A 20,976-nucleotide genomic window follows, 5' to 3' on the forward strand; every position below is an offset into this window, starting at 1 on the left:
TCAGGTCTTCACGATATTTTGTCTACTTTCCTGACATGTTGTTCGCTGCGTTAAATGTGTTCTTTAAGCAACGCTGTCAGCGCTTTCCAGTTAAACGGCTCAAGCTGCGCATAGGTAATTCCTAGCGCGGCCATACGTTCTGGCAGGTGGCGTTGGGCTATCGCCGTCGCCTGACTCATCACGCTCTCTCCCGCGGCATCGCGAAGGGTTTTGACCACTTCTTCCATCTCTTCGCTGCGTCGGATGCCATGCTCGGCAACGCGGCTTATCAGGTAGCCAGGGAAGGCATCATTCCAGCCCAATGAGGGAAAGCTGGCGTGGAGCGATGCCAGCACCGATTCCTCAACGCCGTACTGGTGAGCGGCGAACAGGCATTCGGCGGTAAGTGCCTCCAGTCCTTTGATCATGACGCTGCGGCACATCTTGATTGCCGACACGCTGCCAATATCGTTCCCGCCGTAGCGCGCATGACATCCGAGCACGGTCAGTAATTCGGCGATGGCTTGCGCCTGTGGGCCCCCGATCAGCAAAGGCGTTCTGAGTGCGCCGGGTGGAACTGGCGCCATCACCGCGACATCGACGTAAGTACCGGGCTTAAAGCGTTCGGCAGCCTGCCGCTTGGTCTGCGGGGCGACGGAGTTAAGGTCAAGAAAATACTGCTTATCCGTCATCAGCAGGGCTGCTTGTGACGCGACATCCAGCGCGGATCCTGCGGTGACGGTGGAAAAGATGAGTTCGGCGCCTGTCAACGCGTCGGCCAGGGAAATTGCTGCCCGCACGCCTCCCTGGCGCGCCTTCATGATCATCGCATCGCGTTCGGGACCATTAAACTTGCAATCCCAGACGGTGACCGGGTTCTCTTTTGCCAGTGCATCCGCAAGAATGCCTCCTGCTTCACCATAGCCAATAAATGTTATTGTCGTCATCACAGCTCCTCACGCGGCCATACACTGGCCGGAATACAAACGTCGCCGGTGAACAGCAGCCGCGCTGTGCGCAGCAGGCCGCAGCCTGTCAGTTGGCTGTTATCGGCGAGCTGGAGCGCCACGCTGAATTCACCGGTTGGGTGCTCGACGCTCAGTTCTGGGATACGCTCAAGACTCGCCAACTCTTGCGCCACTGAACCTTCAATAAGACAGGCGCTGGCGACGCTCACCGCGCCGAAAACGCCAATCGAGGTATGGCAGCGGTGCGGAATAAAGGTACGACTGCTGATGGCTCCGCCGGCGCGCGGTCTGGCAATTAGCGTCATTTTGGGAACCGTGCGTTGCGACACATCGCCCAGATTCATGCGCGGTCCGGCCTGCAGGCGAATAGACTCCAGCCGCTGCTTCAGCTCATCGTCGGCGTCGAGCTGTTCACGGGTCTCATAACCTGTGCGCCCGAGGTCGCTGGCACGGACAAGGATCACCGGCATACCATTATCGATACAGGTGACATCGATGCCGTCGAAGCGATCGCGAGCTCGTCCGGTCGGGAGCAGCGCGCCGCAGCTTGATCCCGCCACGTCGAGAAAATTGAGCACAATTTTACTGGCCGTACCGGGTACGCCATCAATGCGGGTGTCGCCCGCATACTCCACGCCTTCGTTGTCACAGGGCACTTCTGCAACCGCAAGCTGGCCGGTGTTCTCCATATAGATGCGCACCCGGGTCAGGGGAGCGACGCAGTCCACCAGGCCGCGTTCAATGGCAAAAGGTCCAACCGCAGCAAGAATGTTGCCGCAGTTTTGACCGTAATCGACCACGGCACGATCGACGTTGACCTGGGCAAAAAGATAATCGACATCGGCATCTGGCCGCGCCGAGCGACGAATAATCGCCACCTTACTGGTCAACGGGTCGGCACCGCCAATACCGTCGATTTGACGTGTATCGGGCGATCCCATCGCCGCTAGCAGCACCGCGTCGCGAATGGCGGGCTCCACCGGTAAATCGTCCGCGAGAAAGCAGGCCGCCTTCGAGGTGCCTCCGCGCATCAGTAGGCAGGGAATTCTGCGTTGAGCCATGTTTAACTCTCCACGTCTTCGGCGCTATCGTAATAACGCAGCCCTTTCTCGGCGAGGCGCGGGCGCATTGCGTAGATATCCAGCCCCAGTTCGCCGCTCCCCATCCGCTCTCGTTTCGCTTCTTCGTTTGCTATTCGGGTTTCGGCTTTTACCAGCACCTCGCGGGCAAGCCCGTGCGGAATGACCACCACGCCGTCGTCGTCGGCGACAATCACATCCCCCGGCGTCACCAACTGGCCTGCACAGATAATCGGGACGTTAACCGAGCCCAGCGTCTCTTTCACCGTACCCTGGGCGTAAACCTGCCGGGACCAGACGGCAAAGCCCATCTCGCGGAGGGTATGCGAATCACGGATGCCGATATCACCCACCAGGCCCACGACGCCGCGCGACTGTAACGACGTGGCCAGCAGATCGCCAAAAAAACCATCCCCGCAGGGCGAAGTAGGGGCTACCACGAGGATATCGCCCGGCCGGCACTGCTCGACGGCAACGTGGAACATCCAGTTGTCGCCGGGCGTGACCAGCACGGTGACCGCATTTCCGGCACGGCATATGCCCTGTTGTATTGGCCTGATGTGCGGGGCCATAAGCCCCTGTCGGTCATAAGCTTCGTGAAGCGTAGCTACACCCGCCGCGCTGAACTGACGCAGGGCGGTGTTGTCGTGGCGGGGAAGGGAGCGGATGACAATGCCTTTACGGTTAAGCAGGTTCATGCAAGGTTCTCCGTCACACGAGGGAAGATGCTCTGGAAAGCTTCGGCATGAACGATGTCACGTGCGGCGGTGATGCCGATATTACGTTTAGCCTGCACGCCCCGCTGGAGCGCCACGCGAGTATAGTATTCCCACAGGTGCTCCTGGCCCTGCATGCACTGGATTGCCTGATACTTTTTGTCCCAGACGCGGGTGATATCCAGCAGAACGTCCGGCTTCCAACTGCACTGCTCAGGCTGATGCGGCTCAAAGCAATAGACTGGCGGCGCCTGCACGACAGGTTCACCAGGACGGTATCCTTCGGCCTGGGCGATAATGCGGGCTTCCTGCGCCAGGTTTGACGCCATCGGATGATCGTAGTTATAAGGATCCTGCATGGAGTGGGTCAGAACAAAGTGTGGCTGCACCCGACGATAAACATCCGCCAGGCGGAACAGTGTCTCTTTGTCGGCACGCAGCGGATAGTCACCAATATCAAAAAACTCCACGCTGGCCCCGAGAATGTTAGCAGCAGCCTGCGCTTCTTCCTGACGATGATGTTTTACCGTTTCTTCAGTCATATTGCCTTTGCGCCACAGTTTAGCGGACTCCCCGCGCTCACCGAACGACAGGCAGACGATATGCACCTGATAGCCCTGCTCGACGTGCAGGGCTATCGCGCCGCCTGCACGCCAGACGAAATCAGCGGAGTGGGCGCTAACGACAAGGGCACTTTTTTCACGAATCGGTTGGGACATGATGACTTCCTCTGTTGTTTTTTGTCAGCTTGTCATGCTCCGTCGCAGGAAGGTAATTCGTTAACTTGTGAACGCTATGATTTTTATTTATGTTGTTATTAAGTTCATTGAGTGGCGCTGGGCCGATCATGCAGAGAAAAATACGAAGCAAATCGATAAATATTATGCAGCTACGCTTTTTCTGTCAGGTCGCGTTAAGGGGCAGTGTTTCCCGTGCCGCCGATGATTTATTCCGTACACAGTCTGCCATTACACGTGCAATACGCGACCTGGAAGCCTCACTGAACGTCATTCTTTTCGAGCGTCACTACAGCGGTATGGTGCTTACGGAGTACGGGAAATGCATATTACCGCGCGCCAGGCGGGCGGTAGAGGATTTACAGGCAGTTCCGGCCCTGATGCAAAAATTGAGGGTGCGCACCAGCGCGTCTAACGCGCTGCCGGATGCAGGCTGGCTCTTTCATACCCGTCGACTGGAAATTTTTATTCAACTGTATCATGTCAATCATACCCAGACCGTCGCGACGCAGCTCGGGGTGACGCAGCCGGCCATCAGCGCAGCGCTTAAAATTCTGGAGAAAGGGGCCGATGCGCCGCTGTTTCGCCGTACTCCGGAAGGGGTTCGTCCGACAGCGGCGGCAGACGTACTTTATCCTCACATCAGTCGGTCGCTGAACGAACTGGATAATATCTGGAGCGATCTCGCCGCCCGGCGTGGCGTGCTGCAGGGAAGCGTGCGTATCGGTGCGCTGCCACTTAGCCGGACACAACTGCTACCCGGCGCGATCGCCAGTTTCCTGGCGTGCCATCCCAACATCACAATAATGACCAACGAGAGCCCGTATGAGTCTCTGGTGTCGGACATGCGCGCGGGCAATATTGATTTTATTATTGGCGCCCTGCGCCAGGATGAGGATCTCCCCGACCTGGCAAGCGAGGCGCTCTTTGAAGAAGATATGCTGATCCTGGCGCGCAATGACCATCCATTGCTGCACGATCCTGATCCCCGGAGCAAGCTGGGGCAGGCGCAGTGGGTGCTGCCTCGCTCAAACGCTCCGGCGCGGCATCTGCTGGACAATGCGTTTCTCATCTCAGGGCTGCCTCTACCACAGCCCTGTGTTGAAACCGGCGATGCGGCAATGGTGCGTGGCCTGCTGCTTCACTCCGATATGTTGGCTGCGGTCTCTACAAGCCAAATGCGCTATGAAATTGACAACGGGCTGCTCACCGTTTTGCCTGTCCGCCTGCCCGATACTACACGCCGTATCGGGCTGACCTTCCGGGAAGGGAGCCTACCGTCACCCGCTACACAAGCCTTGCTCACTTTTATTCATAACCACGTGGCGAAAGGTTAACGGCTGCCAGCGACAGAATAGGTGACCTGCTGGTTTCGCGTCTTCTGAAATTCCTCCAGCGTTTGACCGCGCATGGCGGCGTAAATATGCAGATTCGATACGCCGACTACTGCGCCCATTTTCTCCAGCAGGAAAAAACTCGCGCCGTACTGGATCAAACCACGCCAGTCGCGTTCGGTCAGCAGACGTTGTTCCTCCTCGCTCAGCCCGGCCTCCTCATACAGTGCCTGCGGCGCACTCAGGAAACGCTGGCGCCAGGTGGGCTGCGTCAGCTTATGCAGGAAGTTGTTCAGCCGCAGGCCGTTCAGACTGCGCTCATGCGTAAAAGGATACGTTCCCGGCAGGTTATCAACACCAGCCAGTTGCAGCGCCATATGCTGGCGGTGGCGGGCCAGGGTGTCCACAGGCGGCGTGCGGGCGTTATTTTCCAGAATCAGCGTGGCAATGCCGGTCATTGAGGGCAGGTAGTAATCACGCCAGGTCTCAGTGACATTGGCCGAAAGGGCGCCACGCATCACCAGCCACATAATAACCTCTGAGCCTTCCATGCCGCCCAGCGTCGCATATTCACTGATGGTCATTTCGGTGAGTTTTTCCGGGTCGTTAACGAGCATGTCGACAAACTGCGCGTCCCAGTCGGTATTGTTGAATCCGCAGCGTTCCCCGTGAACCTGGTGCGACAGCCCGCCGGTGGCGACAATCGCCACGTCAATATCCTCCGGATAGCTTTCGATGGCACGACGTAATGCCTGGCCCAGCTTATAGCAACGTTTTGCGCTCGGCACAGGGAATTGCAGTACGCCGATTTGCAGCGGGATCACGCGGGTTGGCCATCCCTCTTCTTGCTGCCAGGGCAGAAGCGCCGACAGGGGGGAAAACAATCCGTGGTCCAGTTTTTTGTTCATAAAGAACGACATATCAAACTCGTCGGCCATCAAGCTTGCACCAATATGCCGCGAGAGTGCCGCATCGCCTTTTACCGGCGGCAGATTGCGCGGGCCGCCGCCTTCGTCCGCTACGCCATACTCTTTGTCAATTCCGAGGGTAAACGTGGAATAGTGGTCAAAGAAAAATGCGGTCACATGATCGTTAAAGATATAGACCAGCGCATCGGGCTTTTTCTCATCAAGCCAGCGCTGGAGGGGCTCGAAGCTTTGGAAAATAGGGGACCACGCCGGATCCTGCTGTTTGTGGTGATCAACCGCGAAACCAATCGTCGGCGTGTGTGAGACGGCAATACCGCCAAGTATTCGGGCCATAATGAAACTCCAGTTATCGGTTACGCAGGGTTTGCGCCAGGGCGCTCATTTCTGCCTCTGTTGCTCGAGGTTCTTTTCGGTTCATACGGTGCAACAAAATAGCAATGCCCGCCAGACATGCTGGCAAAGCGAGCACCAGGAAAATGGATGAGTGCCCCGGAACAGCCAGCATGATGACGCCGCCGAGCGTAGAGCTCAGAATCGCCCCTGTGCGGCCGATGCCGTGCATCCAGCTTACGCCCGTGGCGCGAATTTCCGTTTGGTAATAAGCGGGGGAATAAGCCTGAAGACCATTTTGCGCCCCATTAATGCACATCCCGCTGATGAAAATCAGCACCGCCAGCGCCGCTGAACCGAAATCCATCAGTCCTTGCGTTAACAGACACAGGCAACCAAGGAAATAGGTAAGGGCAATGACTTTTTTGGCGGCGGTGCGGTCCATCATATAGCCAACGATAATACCGCCGAGTGGACCACCAAGCTGGAACAAGCCGGTGATGATTGCAGCCTGCTGCAGTGAGAGCCCGCCGGAACGCAGAATAGTAGGTAGCCAGCCATTAAGCAGGTAAATGACAAACAGTCCCATAAAATAGGTCAGCCATAATGCCACTGTCCCTCTGGCGTATCCGTGACGAAACAGTTGAATCACCTTACTGCTGCGCGATATCTGCGGGGTATTCAATGTGAAGATATTATTTTTATTGAAGTTTCCACCCAGACGATTCAGCACGTTAGCAATTTTTTCTGTTGGCACCCGGCGGGCAACCATGCTCATAGCCGACTCTGGCAGCAGGGCGATCATAATGGGCAGCAGAACCAGCGGTAGCACACCTCCGAAAATCAGGGCCGAGTGCCAGCTGTAGTGTGAAAGCAGAGCCGCGGCAATAAATCCACCCAGTCCGGAGCCGACATTAAATCCACTGTACATCAGGGTAATCATTAAGCCTTTACGGCGTTCAGGCATGTATTCCGCAACTAGCGTGACGCAGTTTGGCATGACAGCCCCTAAACCTAACCCGGTGAGAAAGCGCATCAGCGCCATTTGTAGCGGACTCTGCGCAGCTGCAGCAGCCAGGCTGAAAAGGGCGAACAAAGCAACTGACCAGAGCAGGATCCGCTTGCGGCCATAACGATCCGACAACGGCCCAGCGACCAAAGCACCGATAGCGACGCCGAACATGGCAGCGCCCAGTATCGGGCCTAGCTGAGCGCGACTGATGCCCCAGTCTTCAATTAACGCAGGAGCAATAAAGCCCATAACTGCGGCGTCATAACCATCAAGCATAATGATAAGAAAGCAAAGGAGCAGGACATGCCATTGAAAACGTGATATTGGCCGGGCATCGATCCACGCCTTTACATCAACGATGTTTGTTTGATTCATAGAGTGACTTCCTTAAGCAGGCGGTATGAATGTTCTGTTTGTGTTATGTGATGAACGTTCGCATACAACTTAAGGCAGGCGACGAATTGTGTCTGGTTCGAAAAACCAGCCACAGGTATGAGTTCTATTTATAATGTGATGGATCTGGCGAAAACCAGGGGGGCTTCACGCGCTTAATCGCCGCAGCGAGCGAAACGCCGGAGAGGACACAAAACAATAGAATGTGGGGACAGGTGATAGGGATGAAAAACGACTGGCCGTGCATTATATCCAATTTAACATAATATACATTATGCGCACTAACATGAAGTCAGGCAGAATCCAGCATTTTGTGGTTATGATTATCTTGCTCACTGCGCCGCTCAAATCCTCGCCATACTGCGTTGACCATCACCAAATCTGAAACCGCAATTGCCTCGTTACCCCCTGACGTATAAATTAACGTTATGTCCGCATTGTTCACGGTATCTTCAGGAGGAAGTATGGTTCCCGGTTTACCCGCTCTGAATGTTTTGTTTGTCGCCGGCTTTGGTCCTGTCACCCGCGATACACAAAGCAGCAAATCTTTTTACGCCGACGCGCTTAACCTGCCTTTAAAACATATGGACGGCAATGACGATTATCTGCTGACGGATGTTGATGAACTAAACGGCGTGAAACATTTCGCACTGTGGCCCTTATCCCAGGCGGCTCAATCTTGCTTCGGCTCAGCAATATGGCCAGATGATATTCCTGTACCTCAAGGCTGGATTGAATTTGAAGTCGAGAATATCGATATCGCGACTGATGTTTTACAACGTCAGGGTTATCGCCTGTTAGTCGCAAATCGTAAAGAGCCCTGGGGCCAGACGGTAACCCGAATGCTCAGCCCTGAGGGCTTATTGGCCGGTGTAACAATTACTCCATGGCTACGCGAGAACCGCTGAACGCTGCGGATCACAACTGCTGCGTAATTGAGCCACCGTGCTTTTCAAATACCACGGTGGCCTGGACTCCGTTGACCAGCGTCATTTGCGGTGGAATATGCCCGATATCGACATCGTAGATCACGGGGATATGTAAATCCCCAAGCGCTGATTGCAATGCATCAGTTTAGGGGGAATGCGAATATTCATCGGCGATGTCCGTAAAATAAAGTCCAAACATAGCTTATTAATATTCGACAGCGCAATGGCGTTATTTCAGCTTCACATTAAAGAAATGGAACAGCGCCTGTTCTCCGGGGCTAGTAAAACGCACCTCCCGATAACCCGGTACACGTTCAATCCAGCCATTTTGTTCGAAGGCCTTCAGCATCGCTGCCCCGGCGTTACCGCCAAGATGCATCCGTCGTTCGCTCCAGTCCAGACAGCCACAGGCTTCTTTTCGTTTGGATCTAGGCGCCAGCACCGCGCCTATCTCGGCAAATCGAGTGATTCCGGTCGCGGATAATGACTCCTTTTCGGGGATAAACCAGCCCGCTTCCGTCATAAACGCATACAGCTCGACCGCGATTTCTCCCGCCAAATGATCGTAGCATGTCCGCGCTTTACGCAGATGAACAGGAGCACTGGTTTTGACCTGCGGCGTCCTTGCCATCGACACGCCCATCAACGTTTCCAGCAGCGAGGCGATTCCTCGCCCTGCTAACCGGTAATAACGATGTCGCCCCTGAGACAGGCAACTAATAAGCTGACCGCTCAATAGTTTATTCAGATGTGCGCTGGCGGTTGATGGCGCAATATCCGCCACCGCGCTCAGCTCCGTTGCTGTCCACGCCCGCCCATCCATCAACGCGCAAAGCATGCTAACCCGTGAGGGATCCGCGATGGCGGCTGCCACCTCCGCCATCGCATGTTGCAGAACTTCGCCATCATCGAGTTCCTGCTTTGCTTCAAGCAACTTCATGACAAATTCACACTCCAGGGTTTCGTGATACTGTCTGCCAGTTGGTTATTATCGGTCAGTAGAATCAAGTGGTTATCATGGTCGCTGTACTGTACGAGGATGTTAATACCCTGCTCAGCCAACACGCGAGCGATTTCACCTAATTCACCGGGTCGTTCTTGTTTAAGTTGACGAATCAATGGCTCGGTAACGCTAACACCCTGAATCCCGGCATCGCACAGAACCTGTTGCGCCCGTTCGCCCTCTGAGACCAGAAAATGAGCATGCGCTACCTCGCCTGCGGTAAAAACACCGCCGCCTTCCAGGCCTATACCGTGCTGCCCCAGAGTCGTACCTAATTTTGCCAGTTCTCCCGGGCAAGCACGCAAAATAACATGAATATCATACATGATGCGCGTGCCCTCGTTGATCGGATGAATATTCCCGAATGACCTGTGCGACACGAATACGATAGTCACTGAAGAGGGTCTGCTTTCCTTCTTGTTGCGCGGCCGCATGTAATGCATTTTGCTTCCATTCCCGTACAGATTCTTCATCTTTCCACCAGGATAACGACAAAATTTTGCCTTCTGTCGACAAACTTTGAAATCTCTCAAGGGCAATAAATCCGGGGGTCTTTTCCAGTTCTGACCGCAGCTCGGCGGCCAGCGCCAGGTATCGGCTCTGGTGGGCGGCTACGGCTTGTGCTTCAAACAGTACGGCAATCATCACAACCTCCTACATATATATTGAGGTGGCCACTGTAGCGTTTGAAAACGTTGAATACTTCGATAGCCAACGAAATGTGTCCGCCGTGTTGAATGCATGAATTATCTTGATAATGCACGAATGTGCCGTATATGATGTTTTTTCAACAATGGAGAAACCCCTGTGCACGAAAAAAACGCAAAAATACGCATTATCAAGACAGACACCCTCTCAGATGACTGGTATGTGCTAAAAAAATATACTTTTGAGCTACAGCGGCAGAACGGCGAATGGCAGCGGCAAAGTCGCGAAGTCTATGACCGTGGTAACGGCGCGACGATCCTGCTCTACAACCGCGAACGTCGGACGGTAATTCTCACCCGCCAGTTCCGTTTTCCAACCTACATGAACGGCTATCCAGGGTATTTAATCGAGACGGCAGCGGGATTGCTGGACAATATGGATGCGGAAAGCCGCATTAAGGCAGAAGCTGAAGAAGAAACCGGTTTTCGCCTTGCCAACGTGCAGAAGGTTTTAGAGGCCTTTATGAGCCCGGGCTCCGTGACTGAAAAGCTGCATTTTTTTATTGCGGAGTATACCGCTCGGGATAAAGTGAGCACCGGCGGCGGCCTGGCAGCGGAGGGCGAAGATATTGAAGTACTGGAGATGGCCTTTGACGAAGCATTGGCCGCCATTGATAGCGGCGCGATTGTTGATGGCAAAACGATTATGCTGCTCTATTACATGGCGCACAAAGGCATTCTCTAAGCCATTAACGCAGGCAGCCCAGCAACCCTTCCAGCCATTGGGCAAACCCCCTCACCTTATGCGATAAATGGCGATGAGGGTAAAGCAGCGACAGTTTGCGCGACGGGCACGGGAAGTCTGGCAGCACCTCCACCAATTGGCCGCTGTCGATATACGGCTGTAAGAAGAAATTCATCCCCTGAAGCAGGCCAAGCCCGGCGAGGCCTGCCGCAATATACACTTCCGAGTTATCGAGGATCAGCTTGCCCGGCAAGGTGATCTCTTCGATGCCAGCGGGTGTCACAAAGTGCCAGGGAATGACTTCGCGGTCGTTGCTGATAATCCAGTTCACGGCATGGTGATGCTGAAGGTCGGCAAGGGTTTCTGGCGTGCCGTATTGCGCAAGGTAGTGTGGGCTGGCGCAGGTCATTCTTTTCACGGTTCCCAATGGGCGAGCCACATAGTCTCCGTCGTCTAGCTCTCCTACACGTAGCACACAGTCAAGACCGTCACGTAGCATGTCGCGACGCACGTCGCTACTGCTCAGGATAATCTCGAGATCCGGGTGAGCTTGATAGAACTCCTGCAGTTTAGGTACGACGACCAGGCGAGCAAAGGCAATGGGCATATCAACGCGCAACTGACCATGTAGCGGCCGGTCCGGTGAAAAGGATTCCAGTAAATCATCGGCCTGGGACAGCAGTGGCTTACTGCGCCGATAAAACTCTTCGCCTTCCGGCGTCAGATAGATGCGGCGCGTGGTACGTTGCAGCAGCCGCACCCCGCTATGTTGTTCCAGTTGTTGTACCGCCCTGGTCACAGCGGGACGATGAATTTGCAGGTTTTCCGCGGCCTGAGTGAAACTGCCGGAATCGATGATTTCGATAAATATTTTAATATTTTCAAATAGATTCATCTGCATAGTACACGCCCCTTTTCTGTCATCACCCCATTGTTACTAATTTAATAACAGTGATGAACATTTTTCACTATTTTTCTGAATAATAAACCACTCTACACTGCCCTTATTCCAGCGAATTCGCGCTGTAACAAGGAAATAACATCATGAAAAATAACCGTATATGTCAGATTTTAGGTATCGAAAAGCCGGTCATTCAGGGGCCTCTTTCCTGGTTGACCGATGCGCGACTGGTCGCTGCTGTCAGTAATGCCGGAGGCCTTGGTGTGCTGGGGCCAAATGCCGGGTTGACCGCTGAGACCGCCGTCTCAACGCCGGAAGAAACCGCAGAGAAAATGCGCGAAGAGATTCGCAAAACCAAAAAACTGACCGAAAAACCGTTCGCCGTAAACCTGATCCCTTCAGCGGAGAATGATATCTGGACACCGGGAATCCTACAGGTGATCAAAGAAGAAGCGGTAAAAGCCGTGGTTTATACTGGCTACAGCGACGGTGCGATTATTCCTGAATTGTTTGATGAGCTGAAAGCGGCCGGTATCGTCATTATCTATCGCGACATTAACCCGACGCCCGCCAACAGCCGTGCAGCGGAACATGCCGGCGCCGATATGATTGTCGCCACCGGTTTTGATGAAGGTGGCACTCTGCCAGGTACCGCACTGGGGACGTTCTCTATTGTCCCGTTGATTGTCGATGCCGTAGAAAACGTTCCGGTTCTTGCCGCCGGCGGTATCGTTGATAAGCGTACGGCCAAAGCCGCCTATGCGCTGGGCGCTGAAGGGATATTCGCGGGTTCCGTGTTCATCAGCACCGTGGAAAACCGTGTGCCGCAGTCAGTTAAAGAGAAAATTGTCGCGGCGAACGGCCTTGATTTACGTTTGTTCCGCACCCTGCCCGACTACTATCGCTCGCTGCCTGGGAAGTTGGCAGAGAAACTGGTCGCACTCGATAAAGCAGGCGCCAGTAAAGAAGAGTTAGCCAGCGTGATGGGCGGCCTGCGTGGTTTACGCCTTGGTATGCTGGAAGGCAACACCGATGAAGGCTATATCTCACTGGGTACCGGTATTGGCGGTATTAAACAGATTCTCAGCGTCGCTGAAGTGGTCGAACAATTATCGGCATAACATAACAAGGGCAGCCTGCGCTGCCCTTTGACTTAGGGACAAAACATTTCACCGCGGCTAAAACTCCAGTCCTCAGCCTGGTTGAACTGGATAATTATCATCACATCATCCGGTGAGATAGCCAGTTCACGTTCAAGACGTTCGTTCAGCATGCGATAAAAGCTTTGCTTTTGTTCCCACGTTCGCGGCCGGCCTGCGGTGATCTGTATCAGGACAAATCCTTCACTACGTCCACCGCTGAGGTAGTGAGTATTGAATATGCGCTGATTGGCCGGCAATTTATCGATCAACTGAAAACAGTCTTCAACGGGAACAGCAAAGCTATCGACCAGGCTTTGATGAAGAATCGTCGACACCTTTGCTATCTGTGTATCGCTATAGATATCACCCAGCGTTATGCGCGTTAAGGGCATGATCGTTCCTCCTTTTCACTGATGCAGCCCAGCGCCGTGACGGCTGCGGGCCAGCCGATATAAAAAGCCAGATGCGTAAAGGCCTCTATGATCTCTTCCTGCTGCAGACCGTTTTGACGTGCAAAGTCCAGGTGCCAGGGTATCTGTTGTGTGCGCCCCATCGCCGCTAGCGCGGACAGGGTTATCAGGCTACGGTCGCGTGGAGAGAGGTCTTCCCTCTGCCAGATATCATTGAAAAGGAGTTGGCTGCTCACTTCGGCAAGTTTTGGGGCTATTTTTGCCAGGGTATGACGATCCAGTGATGACGACATAATGGTTCTCCGTATTGACAGTCCCCTCATACTGGCGCAACAGTAGTGTCCTGAATATCGAATAGTTCAGGACCAACCGTCCTGATAAAAAGGATGAATATGCAAAAGAGGCTTCCTGCACTGGATCTGGACGCGTTACGTAGTTTTATAACCGGTATTGAGTGCGGTAGTTTCGCCCAGGCGGCCACGCTGCTTTGCCGGTCAACATCTGCCGTCAGCGCTCAGCTCAAAAAGCTCGAACATCAGTGCGGTGCCGCGCTGGTGACGAAAAAAGGTCGTCACCTCCAGCTTACTTCTCAGGGAGAAATCTTGCTGGCTTACGGACGTCGCCTGTTGGCCTTGAGCGATGAAGCACAACAAGCCATCAAGGGTGCCCAGTTGCAAGGTGAAATACGTATTGGCATGCAGGAGGACTTTGGCGAGTCGTTGATGCCTGGCATTCTGGGACAATTTCATTATCAACATCCTGACGTCAGGATCATGGCGAAAGTTGACCGTAATGACCCCTTACAGCAGGCTCTTGCTGAACAGGCTCTGGATATGGCCCTGTTCTGGCAGCCGGACCTCAACGCAAGCGATGGCAAACTGTTAGACGTACGGCCGCTGGAGTGGATTGGCTCAGAAAATGGGGTTCTTGATCAATTACTTGCCGACGGAGAGCCCATTCCCCTGGTGATGTTTGAACACCCCTGCCTGATGCGCGCTCGTGCCACGGCAGCCCTGGATAACGCGGGAATTCCCTGGCGTGTGGTATTCGTTAGCCATAGTCTGGGCGGTATTTGGGCCGCGGTTCAGGCGGGCTTGGGGCTTACCGTCCGTACGCGGGTCGGCATGCCAGCGAATCTAAGAACGGTAAACGCCCGACTGCCTTCGCCGGGCGTTATGGGAATCACGTTAAAACATAATCCCGCCAGTTTATCGGCACAACACCCGGCACATTTGCTACTGGAGCAACTGATTGTCCAGGCGCTAGCGGCTGCTTAACGCTAATCCTATGAAGCGCTTACGGCTGCCCTGTCCTTAACATCTCATTAAATTCGCATAGCGTTTGGTATTGTTCCAAAGTTTGCACCATCTTTCCAGAGCCCGTTTTCCGCATATTCAGAACAATATTTTCAACGCTATGTTGATTGGCGTTATCAGCTAATGCCATTGCCCCGATTAACGTACCGGTGCGGCCAACCCCGGCATTGCAATGAATCAGTGGCATTTCACTAATATTATTATTTTCCGCGCATTTATCGCTTATTTTATTCTTGACATAACGAGTCAATTCATTTAATTCCATCACGTTAATTGAGGTTTTATCGGGCCAATTTGTAACATGGGTAACTGAATGCGTACTTTCCTTCTGCCCATCATTAATCTTCATGTTATAATGATTTAATATTAAACTTCCAATTTGCGTATTTACTTTCACTCTTGTATTTTTGTTAATTTTTGGCGCGATGGCAACCTGTATGCCATCATAATTCCCACTTTCACAAAAATACATAGGAAGTCCTTTATCGGCAATATCATTTGATGAGGATAACACAACGACCACTGCTGGCTTTTGCTCCAGCAACATCCGGCAATGCTCGGCCATATGATCAGCTTTGGGATACTGGCAGCGCATTGCAATTTCTTGACCGTTAATCGAAATCTTATTTGCTGGCATAGCCGTGCCGTTTGATGTTCGAATCTGTGAACATACAGCTGTACCTATATCGTTGTAACGCTGAAGATTCGGAACGGTGATATACTGAAAAGACTGCGTAAGCTCATTTATTTTATTATACTCGGCCTCCACATTATTATTTTGAGCATAATCTTTGGCGGGCAGCGCTGGAAATAAAGCATTCGTACGGGAAAGAAGATGTGCATACTTCTCTGAGCGCAGCATTTTCATACCATTATAAATAACTGGTTTATCTTTCCCCAAGTTTTCAGGGCTATTTTTCACCTCAAGTAATCTTTTGGCAAAGCAAATGTTGTTAGGGGTCTTATTCTTTTCAGCCAAACTAACTGCGGCCACAGTGCTCTTGAATAGATGAGCTTTAATGTAAAGTATGGGTGGATTCATTTTAATCATGTTATTACCATTTTTCACGCGTTGAGCTAATGCTCTGATTAAGAGGTGTGCTAGCGTTTTCCAATGCTGTAATTAACTTAGAGCCTATCTCAATCTGATGAGTCTCGATTATAGTTCTGCGTTGTGTTGCTGGCATGGTCAAACATCCTTTTCCGGGAAAAGGAATATCTTAAGTTCCCCTTCTTTGAAAAAGATATCATTTAACGATTATTCAGCCATGAGTTAATTGATTAGCGTGAGTACCTGTGCGGCAAGAGAAAAAGCAAGAAGAGAGTCTGCAACAGACATTTTCGTTCTCCGAAAGCGAGGAGACCATTTCGGAATTTACTTTTTGGCAACATTTTTGGCCCGGCGAGTACCGGGCCAATGGGTATCAGGAAAACTTGAGATACACCTTTTCTTCCTCAACCTGCACCGGGTAAATCGTCACCCCCTCGGTCAATGGGCTACACATCGCTTTTCCGGTTTTGATGCAAAAACGTCCCTGATGCAACGGGCACTCAATTTCACCGTCTTCCAGAAAACCATCGCTAAGGCGAGCATTGCCGTGTGAGCAACGGTTATCGCTGGCGAAAATGCCTTCATCGGTGCGATACAGCGCAATATCGCGGCCATTAACCTCCACGCCAATCACATCATCTTCTGGCAGTTCGGCCAGCGAGGCGGCTAAGATCCAGCTATCAGACATCGTTATCCCCTTAAATTGGATAGATCAGCGAGTTGGGCACCAGTTCGCTATCAAAAATACACAGACGGCTGGCAAATCGTAGCCCTTCCGCGGTTTGGACCACCGTGTCGAGGTAGTAGCCGACATTAAACACTTCGCTATGCCCATCTGATTTGGTGCGAAAAACCGCATAGTGAGTACGCGCGGTAATGCCCTTCTCGTCCATCGCCAGAATATGCGGCAGCCCCACGACGTGACGTTGGTAGTACGGATCGTGGAACAGCGTCTCGGCGATACCATAGATGCGATCCTTCAGCATCCCTTTGCTTTCCAGGTTGATGGTCGATAGCGGCAGTTGGCGATCGTAATTCTCGCGTGGAATCACCTTGTAGCAACAGTCGTCGGTAAACAGTTCTGTCCATCTCGCCCATTCTGCGCGGTCGACAATGTCGCTGTACGTCGTTTGCAGCGCGACCAGCTGCTGCCAGATTTCAGGGTTAATCATCATGTTAAATCTCCAGTACGCCGCGCCAGTAGTGATACATCCCACGAATTAAGCTTTCCGAAACCATATGATCGGTATTTTCGTAGCCGGTGCCGTTCATTTCTGCGAGCGTGCGACGATGGTCATTGTGATGGAAGCCTTGCTGCGAGAACTCCACCACTTCGCCATCATCCGCAGACACAAAACCCGCTGGGCCGAACAGATTGGCTTGTTTAAGGCGACGTTGCGTCATTTCGTCGTCGTCATCGGCAAAGCCAAAATGGGTCCAGACGAAATCGAATTCGTTTGGCCCTCGCGGTTGGATATGGCGCACCGACATGGAGTTGACGTTCTGCTGGACCACCAGACTCGGAAACAGCGTCATCATTACTACCGTTGGGCCATTCCACCAGAGCTCCTCTACCACGTCGAGGAAGCTGGCGTCGTTAAGTTGCATCTGCTCCTTAAAGCTGCTCACGCCTTGAGTGACCGCACTTTTACCGCCGTTGCCTTTACGGCTGATCATCGCTGCGTGGCGATATTGATCATCCATAATCAACTGGGAGCGATTATCGGCGCGCCATAGCCCAAAAGTAACAAACCAGGTATGTAGCAGGCCTGCGTGGTACGGATCTTTAATATTCTCCTGCATCAGCTTCCAGTTGCCAGGAATACGCTGACGGTTATAACCCAGTAACTTCAACTGACGACCACTGAAGACACGTTCAAAATAGGCCAGAATTTCCGGGCCCAGATACTGCTCTAACGGCTCGACATCGTACGAAAATGAGGCGAATACCACGCCGTTATGGCAGGCGACGTTGAGTTTTTTCAGCCCGTGTTCCGCGGGGTTAAAATCTTTAGGCATCCCGCCGTTCACTTTGCCATCCTGCTTGACACCGCGGCGGAATGGCACGCCCTGCAGGTTACCGTCGAGGTCGTAATTCCATTGATGATAGGGACAGACAAAATCCGTGCGGTTGCCGGATTTTTCCCGACAGAAGCGCATTCCACGGTGGGCACAGACATTTTCAACCACGTTGATCTCGCCCTGCGGGTTGCGTACGGCAATCACCGAGCGTTCGCCCACCACGCTGCGGACAAAATCGCCCGGTTCCGGGATCTCCGCTTCCAGCGCCACGTAGCACCAGTGTTTGCCGTAGAAAATTTTCTCCAGTTCGCGCTGGTAGATATCGTCGCGGGTATAGGCCCAGTAAGGAATGCGGCTGGTGCCGTCGTCAGGCCAGAGTAAATTGCTATTGGGTGCAGAGGTGAAGCTCATCATGACTCCTTTTCGTTATCTATCCGGGAAACGACATTACGGTTGGTAATAAAACGCGTCGGCATGAATATCGTCAGCCCGCGCGCCCAGGGCGCGAGCCTGAAGGCTCATGGCTTCGACCATTGCCGGTGGTCCGGCGGGGTAAACTTTCCAGCCGGTTAAGGCGGGAAGATCCAGGGCGACAGCTGCGGGCAGTCGGCCTGTGCGGTACGCTGCGGATGGGGTTTCCTGACTCAGAACGAGGTGGTAACGGAAATTGCGATAGGTTTGGGCGAGCGACTCCAACTGATCCACACCGTAGAGATCGCTAGCCCATCGGCAGCCGTAGTAAAGATGAATGGGGTTAGCCATCCCGGCTGCCAGCGCCGCACGAATAATAGAGAGTTGCGGCGCCAGGCCAGTGCCGCCGGCGACGCACAGCATTGGGCCGTCATGTTTTTGTCGCAGCCAGCTGCCGCCCATCGGACCGTTGAGTTTGATCATCGTCCCCGGTGTCAGGCTCTCGACCAGGCCCGGTGTGACACGCCCATCAGAGACGATGCGAATATGAAACTCCAGCTCATCGTCCTGCGGGAGCCCTGCCATTGAGTAGCTGCGCTGACCGCCGCCGGGAAACGTCAGTCTGACAAACTGTCCGGCTGACCAGGTAAAGGGTTTGGCGGGCTTCAGGCGAAGCTGCCATACGTCGTGGCACAGCGGTGAAAATGCCGTCACCGTGGTTTTTAACGTTCGCGCCGGATGCACCACGATCTCATCGGCGGGCGGCAGCTCAATGGTGCACGCCGAGTGCAGCGTGGTACAACAGGCCAGCACCTCACCCGCCGCCATTTCTGGCACATCATCCGGCAGAATTTGTTCGACGTTACCGCTAACCACCTTACAGCGACAGGTCTGACAGCGCCCCGCCATGCAGCTGTATGAGATAGGAATTTGTTGCTCGCGTAAGACGTCCAGCAGATTGCTGCCGGGGGTAACGGTGACCTGGCGGTTAACCGGAGTGAAATCCACTTGCATCACAGTTCCTTACCTTTAATGTTGTTATTTTGTTAACAAAGCGTATAAAAAAACGGAGCGGTGAGATATGCCGTACGGTTTATAGCGGTTATTAATCGGATTGATAACGATATCTATGTCACGTTTAAACGAAGTGGATCTCAATCTTCTGGTGGTCTTTCGCCATATGTACAGCGAGCGTCATACCGGGCGTGTTGCGGAAATTATGGGGCTCACGCAGCCTTCGGTAAGCCATGCGCTAAAGCGCCTGCGTATTATGCTGGGCGATGAATTGTTTGAAAAAGCGTCGCGCGGGATGCGCCCGACGCCCTATGCCGAGGCGATAGCGGCAGATGTCGATGAGGTATTGAGCACACTAGAAAAAACGCTGAACTACCGTAATACGTTTAATCCCTGTGACAGTCAGCGAGAATTTCGCGTGGCGATGACCGACCTTGGTGAAATTTATCTGCTGCCGCGGCTGATGAATTTGCTCAGCAAAGAAGCGCCTGGGGTACGAATTACCACCGTGCGCGACACGGCGGTACCGTTAAAAATCGAGATGGAGAATGGCGGTGTCGATTTGGCCATTGGGCTGCTGCCACAGCTTGAGGCGGGGTTTTATCAGCGCCGACTGTTCGATCAACGCTATGTGTGTTTAATGCGAAAGGATCATCCTTTGAGCACCGTTCCCTTTGATGAAGAGGCCTTCCGGGCTGCGCAGCACATCAAAGTGATGGCCCAGGATTCCGGGCATAAACGGATTTTTGAGCTATTTGCCAAAGCAGGCGTGACCGATCTTAGCCCGCTCTGCGTGCCGCATTTTATGGCAATCCCCTATATTCTCAGTGAGACCGACTTTATCGTCACCGTGACGGAGAAGCTGGCGCTGCAAACCGCGCAGCGCTTCGGGCTGATTATTCGTCCGTTGCCCTATGAGTTACCCCGTATTCAGATTAACCTGTTCTGGCACAGTCACGTCCATCAGGACGCCGCCAACACCTGGCTACGTCGTTGTTTTATGAGGCTATTTACCGAGTAACAGAATGCTGCGAATCACTCTCCGGGACCAGCATGATCATTTTTAACGCCCGGTTGCTTGCCAGTTGCCAACTCAGTTGCCGATAGGTGACGTCACCTTTTACCGCATGATGAAAAACGCGTTCGCCCCCTTCCCGTACAATGACCTGCTGTTGAGACCAGAACTCACGAAAATCGCGGCTGTTATCGTTCATTTGCTGCACAAACGCGTTAAGCGTGCTGTCCTTCGGATAATGAATCGCATCTGAACGGAGTTCAGCGACGATACGCCGCGCACGCGCTTCCCAGTTATCGACCAGCGTGCGCGCCAGCGGATGCTGGAACATAAAAGTCATCATATTGGGTGCGGGTTCGGTGCCCAGCCAGCCGCTAAACAGCGTCTCAGCGCCTTTATTCCACGCCAGCACCTGCCAGGTGAGATCCAGCAGATAGCAAGGTTCCGAGACGTGATGCACGGTAGACAGAATCGTCTGTTCTACCGCAGGTACCTGTTCGCTGAGTGGGTCGCTCTTATGCGCCAACAAAAAGAGATATTCACGCTCTGCGGGTTTGAGCTGCAGCGCAATGGCAATACCAGAGAGCGTTTGTGCGGAAACGGTGATATCACGCCCCTGCTCCAGCCAGGTATACCAGGTGGTACTGATACCGCTCATTTGTGCGACCTCTTCACGCCGTAGCCCCTTCGTTCTCCGGCGTGAAAGAACGGGAATGCCCAACATTTCCGGCGAGGTGCTTTCTCGCTTCACGCGTAAAAATGCCCCCAACGCTTCTGGCCCTGTCAGCCCGCTTTTGTCCATGGTAGTAACTCGATATACCAGTATAAGTGCCAATATTGTACCCGTATTTATCCCGGCGTATAGTCCGTTTTAACAAGAACATAACAACAGA

At 53.2% G+C, this 20,976-nt stretch carries 25 protein-coding genes; 6 read left to right on the forward strand and 19 right to left on the reverse strand.

Annotated elements, in window-relative coordinates; translation table 11 throughout:
• Window positions 1-50: 50 nt before the first annotated feature.
• Genes GY169_RS11615 through galB form a run of 4 tightly spaced genes read right to left on the reverse strand, consistent with a single transcriptional unit; the run spans window position 51 to window position 3,461 of the window.
• Complete coding sequence (locus GY169_RS11615) at window positions 51-926, reverse strand: NAD(P)-dependent oxidoreductase (RefSeq protein ID WP_167575827.1); 876 nt, start codon at window positions 924-926, stop codon at window positions 51-53.
• The gene (locus tag GY169_RS11620) at window positions 926-2,008 is read right to left on the reverse strand and encodes a 4-oxalomesaconate tautomerase (RefSeq protein WP_167575828.1); all 1,083 of its coding nucleotides are present in this window, start codon (window positions 2,006-2,008) and stop codon (window positions 926-928) included. Before GY169_RS11620 ends, GY169_RS11615 begins: the two co-directional genes overlap by 1 nt.
• Before the next feature lie 2 nt (window positions 2,009-2,010).
• Window positions 2,011-2,724 (reverse strand): 4-carboxy-4-hydroxy-2-oxoadipate aldolase/oxaloacetate decarboxylase, encoded by a 714-nt coding sequence (locus tag GY169_RS11625; protein WP_167575829.1) that lies wholly within the window; start codon window positions 2,722-2,724, stop codon window positions 2,011-2,013.
• A complete protein-coding gene (galB, locus tag GY169_RS11630) occupies window positions 2,721-3,461 on the reverse strand; it encodes a 4-oxalmesaconate hydratase (protein ID WP_167575830.1) in 741 nt (246 codons plus the stop codon). Before galB ends, GY169_RS11625 begins: the two co-directional genes overlap by 4 nt.
• 128 nt (window positions 3,462-3,589) lie before the next feature.
• Between galB and GY169_RS11635 the strand changes: the two genes are divergently transcribed.
• On the forward strand, window positions 3,590-4,816 hold the full coding sequence (locus GY169_RS11635) for a LysR substrate-binding domain-containing protein (RefSeq protein WP_167577292.1): 1,227 nt from the start codon (window positions 3,590-3,592) through the stop codon (window positions 4,814-4,816).
• Here GY169_RS11635 and GY169_RS11640 read toward each other — a convergent pair.
• Entirely contained in the window at window positions 4,813-6,075 is a 1,263-nt protein-coding gene (locus tag GY169_RS11640; RefSeq protein ID WP_163446357.1) for a gallate dioxygenase, read from the reverse strand. The two genes, GY169_RS11635 and GY169_RS11640, sit on opposite strands and share 4 nt — an antisense overlap.
• Before the next feature lie 13 nt (window positions 6,076-6,088).
• Entirely contained in the window at window positions 6,089-7,459 is a 1,371-nt protein-coding gene (locus tag GY169_RS11645; protein WP_163446356.1) for an MFS transporter, read from the reverse strand.
• 482 nt (window positions 7,460-7,941) lie between these two features.
• Between GY169_RS11645 and GY169_RS11650 the strand changes: the two genes are divergently transcribed.
• The gene (locus GY169_RS11650) at window positions 7,942-8,385 is read left to right on the forward strand and encodes a VOC family protein (protein WP_163445617.1); all 444 of its coding nucleotides are present in this window, start codon (window positions 7,942-7,944) and stop codon (window positions 8,383-8,385) included.
• A gap of 10 nt (window positions 8,386-8,395) precedes the next feature.
• On the opposite strand, the gene GY169_RS11655 is transcribed toward GY169_RS11650, so the two are convergent.
• The 4 genes from GY169_RS11655 to GY169_RS11670 form a co-directional block, all read right to left on the reverse strand.
• Window positions 8,396-8,542, reverse strand: coding sequence for a hypothetical protein (locus tag GY169_RS11655; protein WP_223882164.1), 147 nt, complete (start codon window positions 8,540-8,542; stop codon window positions 8,396-8,398).
• Between the two features lie 93 nt (window positions 8,543-8,635).
• A complete protein-coding gene (locus GY169_RS11660; protein WP_167575831.1) occupies window positions 8,636-9,346 on the reverse strand; it encodes an ArsR/SmtB family transcription factor in 711 nt (236 codons plus the stop codon).
• Entirely contained in the window at window positions 9,343-9,735 is a 393-nt protein-coding gene (locus tag GY169_RS11665) for an amino acid-binding protein (protein ID WP_167575832.1), read from the reverse strand. The genes GY169_RS11660 and GY169_RS11665 overlap by 4 nt, the downstream gene beginning before the upstream one ends.
• The gene (locus tag GY169_RS11670; protein WP_167575833.1) at window positions 9,728-10,054 is read right to left on the reverse strand and encodes an antibiotic biosynthesis monooxygenase family protein; all 327 of its coding nucleotides are present in this window, start codon (window positions 10,052-10,054) and stop codon (window positions 9,728-9,730) included. The genes GY169_RS11665 and GY169_RS11670 overlap by 8 nt, the downstream gene beginning before the upstream one ends.
• 162 nt (window positions 10,055-10,216) lie before the next feature.
• Between GY169_RS11670 and GY169_RS11675 the strand changes: the two genes are divergently transcribed.
• A complete protein-coding gene (locus tag GY169_RS11675) occupies window positions 10,217-10,801 on the forward strand; it encodes a GDP-mannose pyrophosphatase (RefSeq protein WP_167575834.1) in 585 nt (194 codons plus the stop codon).
• A 4-nt stretch (window positions 10,802-10,805) separates the two neighbouring features.
• On the opposite strand, the gene GY169_RS11680 is transcribed toward GY169_RS11675, so the two are convergent.
• A complete protein-coding gene (locus GY169_RS11680) occupies window positions 10,806-11,696 on the reverse strand; it encodes a LysR family transcriptional regulator (protein ID WP_167577293.1) in 891 nt (296 codons plus the stop codon).
• Window positions 11,697-11,845: 149 nt separating this feature from the next.
• On the opposite strand from GY169_RS11680, the gene GY169_RS11685 reads away from it, so the two are divergent.
• Window positions 11,846-12,823 carry an NAD(P)H-dependent flavin oxidoreductase gene (locus GY169_RS11685; protein WP_167575835.1) on the forward strand — a complete coding sequence of 326 codons (978 nt, stop codon included), beginning with the start codon at window positions 11,846-11,848 and terminating at the stop codon, window positions 12,821-12,823.
• A gap of 32 nt (window positions 12,824-12,855) precedes the next feature.
• On the opposite strand, the gene GY169_RS11690 is transcribed toward GY169_RS11685, so the two are convergent.
• Together GY169_RS11690 and GY169_RS11695 are read right to left on the reverse strand one after the other, a co-directional pair.
• Window positions 12,856-13,236 carry a tautomerase family protein gene (locus GY169_RS11690; protein ID WP_167575836.1) on the reverse strand — a complete coding sequence of 127 codons (381 nt, stop codon included), beginning with the start codon at window positions 13,234-13,236 and terminating at the stop codon, window positions 12,856-12,858.
• A complete protein-coding gene (locus tag GY169_RS11695) occupies window positions 13,227-13,550 on the reverse strand; it encodes a carboxymuconolactone decarboxylase family protein (RefSeq protein WP_223804186.1) in 324 nt (107 codons plus the stop codon). The genes GY169_RS11690 and GY169_RS11695 overlap by 10 nt, the downstream gene beginning before the upstream one ends.
• 96 nt (window positions 13,551-13,646) lie before the next feature.
• Between GY169_RS11695 and GY169_RS11700 the strand changes: the two genes are divergently transcribed.
• Window positions 13,647-14,531, forward strand: coding sequence for a LysR substrate-binding domain-containing protein (locus tag GY169_RS11700; protein ID WP_167575837.1), 885 nt, complete (start codon window positions 13,647-13,649; stop codon window positions 14,529-14,531).
• A 19-nt stretch (window positions 14,532-14,550) separates the two neighbouring features.
• Here GY169_RS11700 and GY169_RS11705 read toward each other — a convergent pair whose 3' ends face one another.
• From GY169_RS11705 to GY169_RS11725, 5 genes are all read right to left on the reverse strand, one after another.
• A complete protein-coding gene (locus GY169_RS11705; RefSeq protein WP_167575838.1) occupies window positions 14,551-15,621 on the reverse strand; it encodes a protein-tyrosine phosphatase family protein in 1,071 nt (356 codons plus the stop codon).
• Between the two features lie 373 nt (window positions 15,622-15,994).
• On the reverse strand, window positions 15,995-16,309 hold the full coding sequence (locus GY169_RS11710; protein ID WP_163445599.1) for a non-heme iron oxygenase ferredoxin subunit: 315 nt from the start codon (window positions 16,307-16,309) through the stop codon (window positions 15,995-15,997).
• A gap of 10 nt (window positions 16,310-16,319) precedes the next feature.
• Window positions 16,320-16,796: an aromatic-ring-hydroxylating dioxygenase subunit beta gene (locus GY169_RS11715; RefSeq protein ID WP_223882090.1), complete on the reverse strand. Its 477-nt coding sequence runs from the start codon at window positions 16,794-16,796 to the stop codon at window positions 16,320-16,322.
• A 1-nt stretch (window position 16,797) separates the two neighbouring features.
• On the reverse strand, window positions 16,798-18,057 hold the full coding sequence (locus GY169_RS11720; RefSeq protein ID WP_223882091.1) for an aromatic ring-hydroxylating dioxygenase subunit alpha: 1,260 nt from the start codon (window positions 18,055-18,057) through the stop codon (window positions 16,798-16,800).
• Window positions 18,058-18,090: 33 nt separating this feature from the next.
• Window positions 18,091-19,068, reverse strand: coding sequence for a 2Fe-2S iron-sulfur cluster-binding protein (locus GY169_RS11725; protein ID WP_167575839.1), 978 nt, complete (start codon window positions 19,066-19,068; stop codon window positions 18,091-18,093).
• A 115-nt stretch (window positions 19,069-19,183) separates the two neighbouring features.
• Between GY169_RS11725 and GY169_RS11730 the strand changes: the two genes are divergently transcribed.
• Complete coding sequence (locus tag GY169_RS11730) at window positions 19,184-20,089, forward strand: LysR family transcriptional regulator (RefSeq protein WP_163445592.1); 906 nt, start codon at window positions 19,184-19,186, stop codon at window positions 20,087-20,089.
• On the opposite strand, the gene GY169_RS11735 is transcribed toward GY169_RS11730, so the two are convergent.
• Complete coding sequence (locus tag GY169_RS11735) at window positions 20,079-20,885, reverse strand: helix-turn-helix transcriptional regulator (RefSeq protein WP_167575840.1); 807 nt, start codon at window positions 20,883-20,885, stop codon at window positions 20,079-20,081. The genes GY169_RS11730 and GY169_RS11735 overlap by 11 nt on opposite strands.
• Window positions 20,886-20,976 lie beyond the last annotated feature (91 nt).

The organism is Kluyvera genomosp. 3 (assembly GCF_011765685.1).
GTDB lineage: Bacteria > Pseudomonadota > Gammaproteobacteria > Enterobacterales > Enterobacteriaceae > Kluyvera > Kluyvera georgiana_A.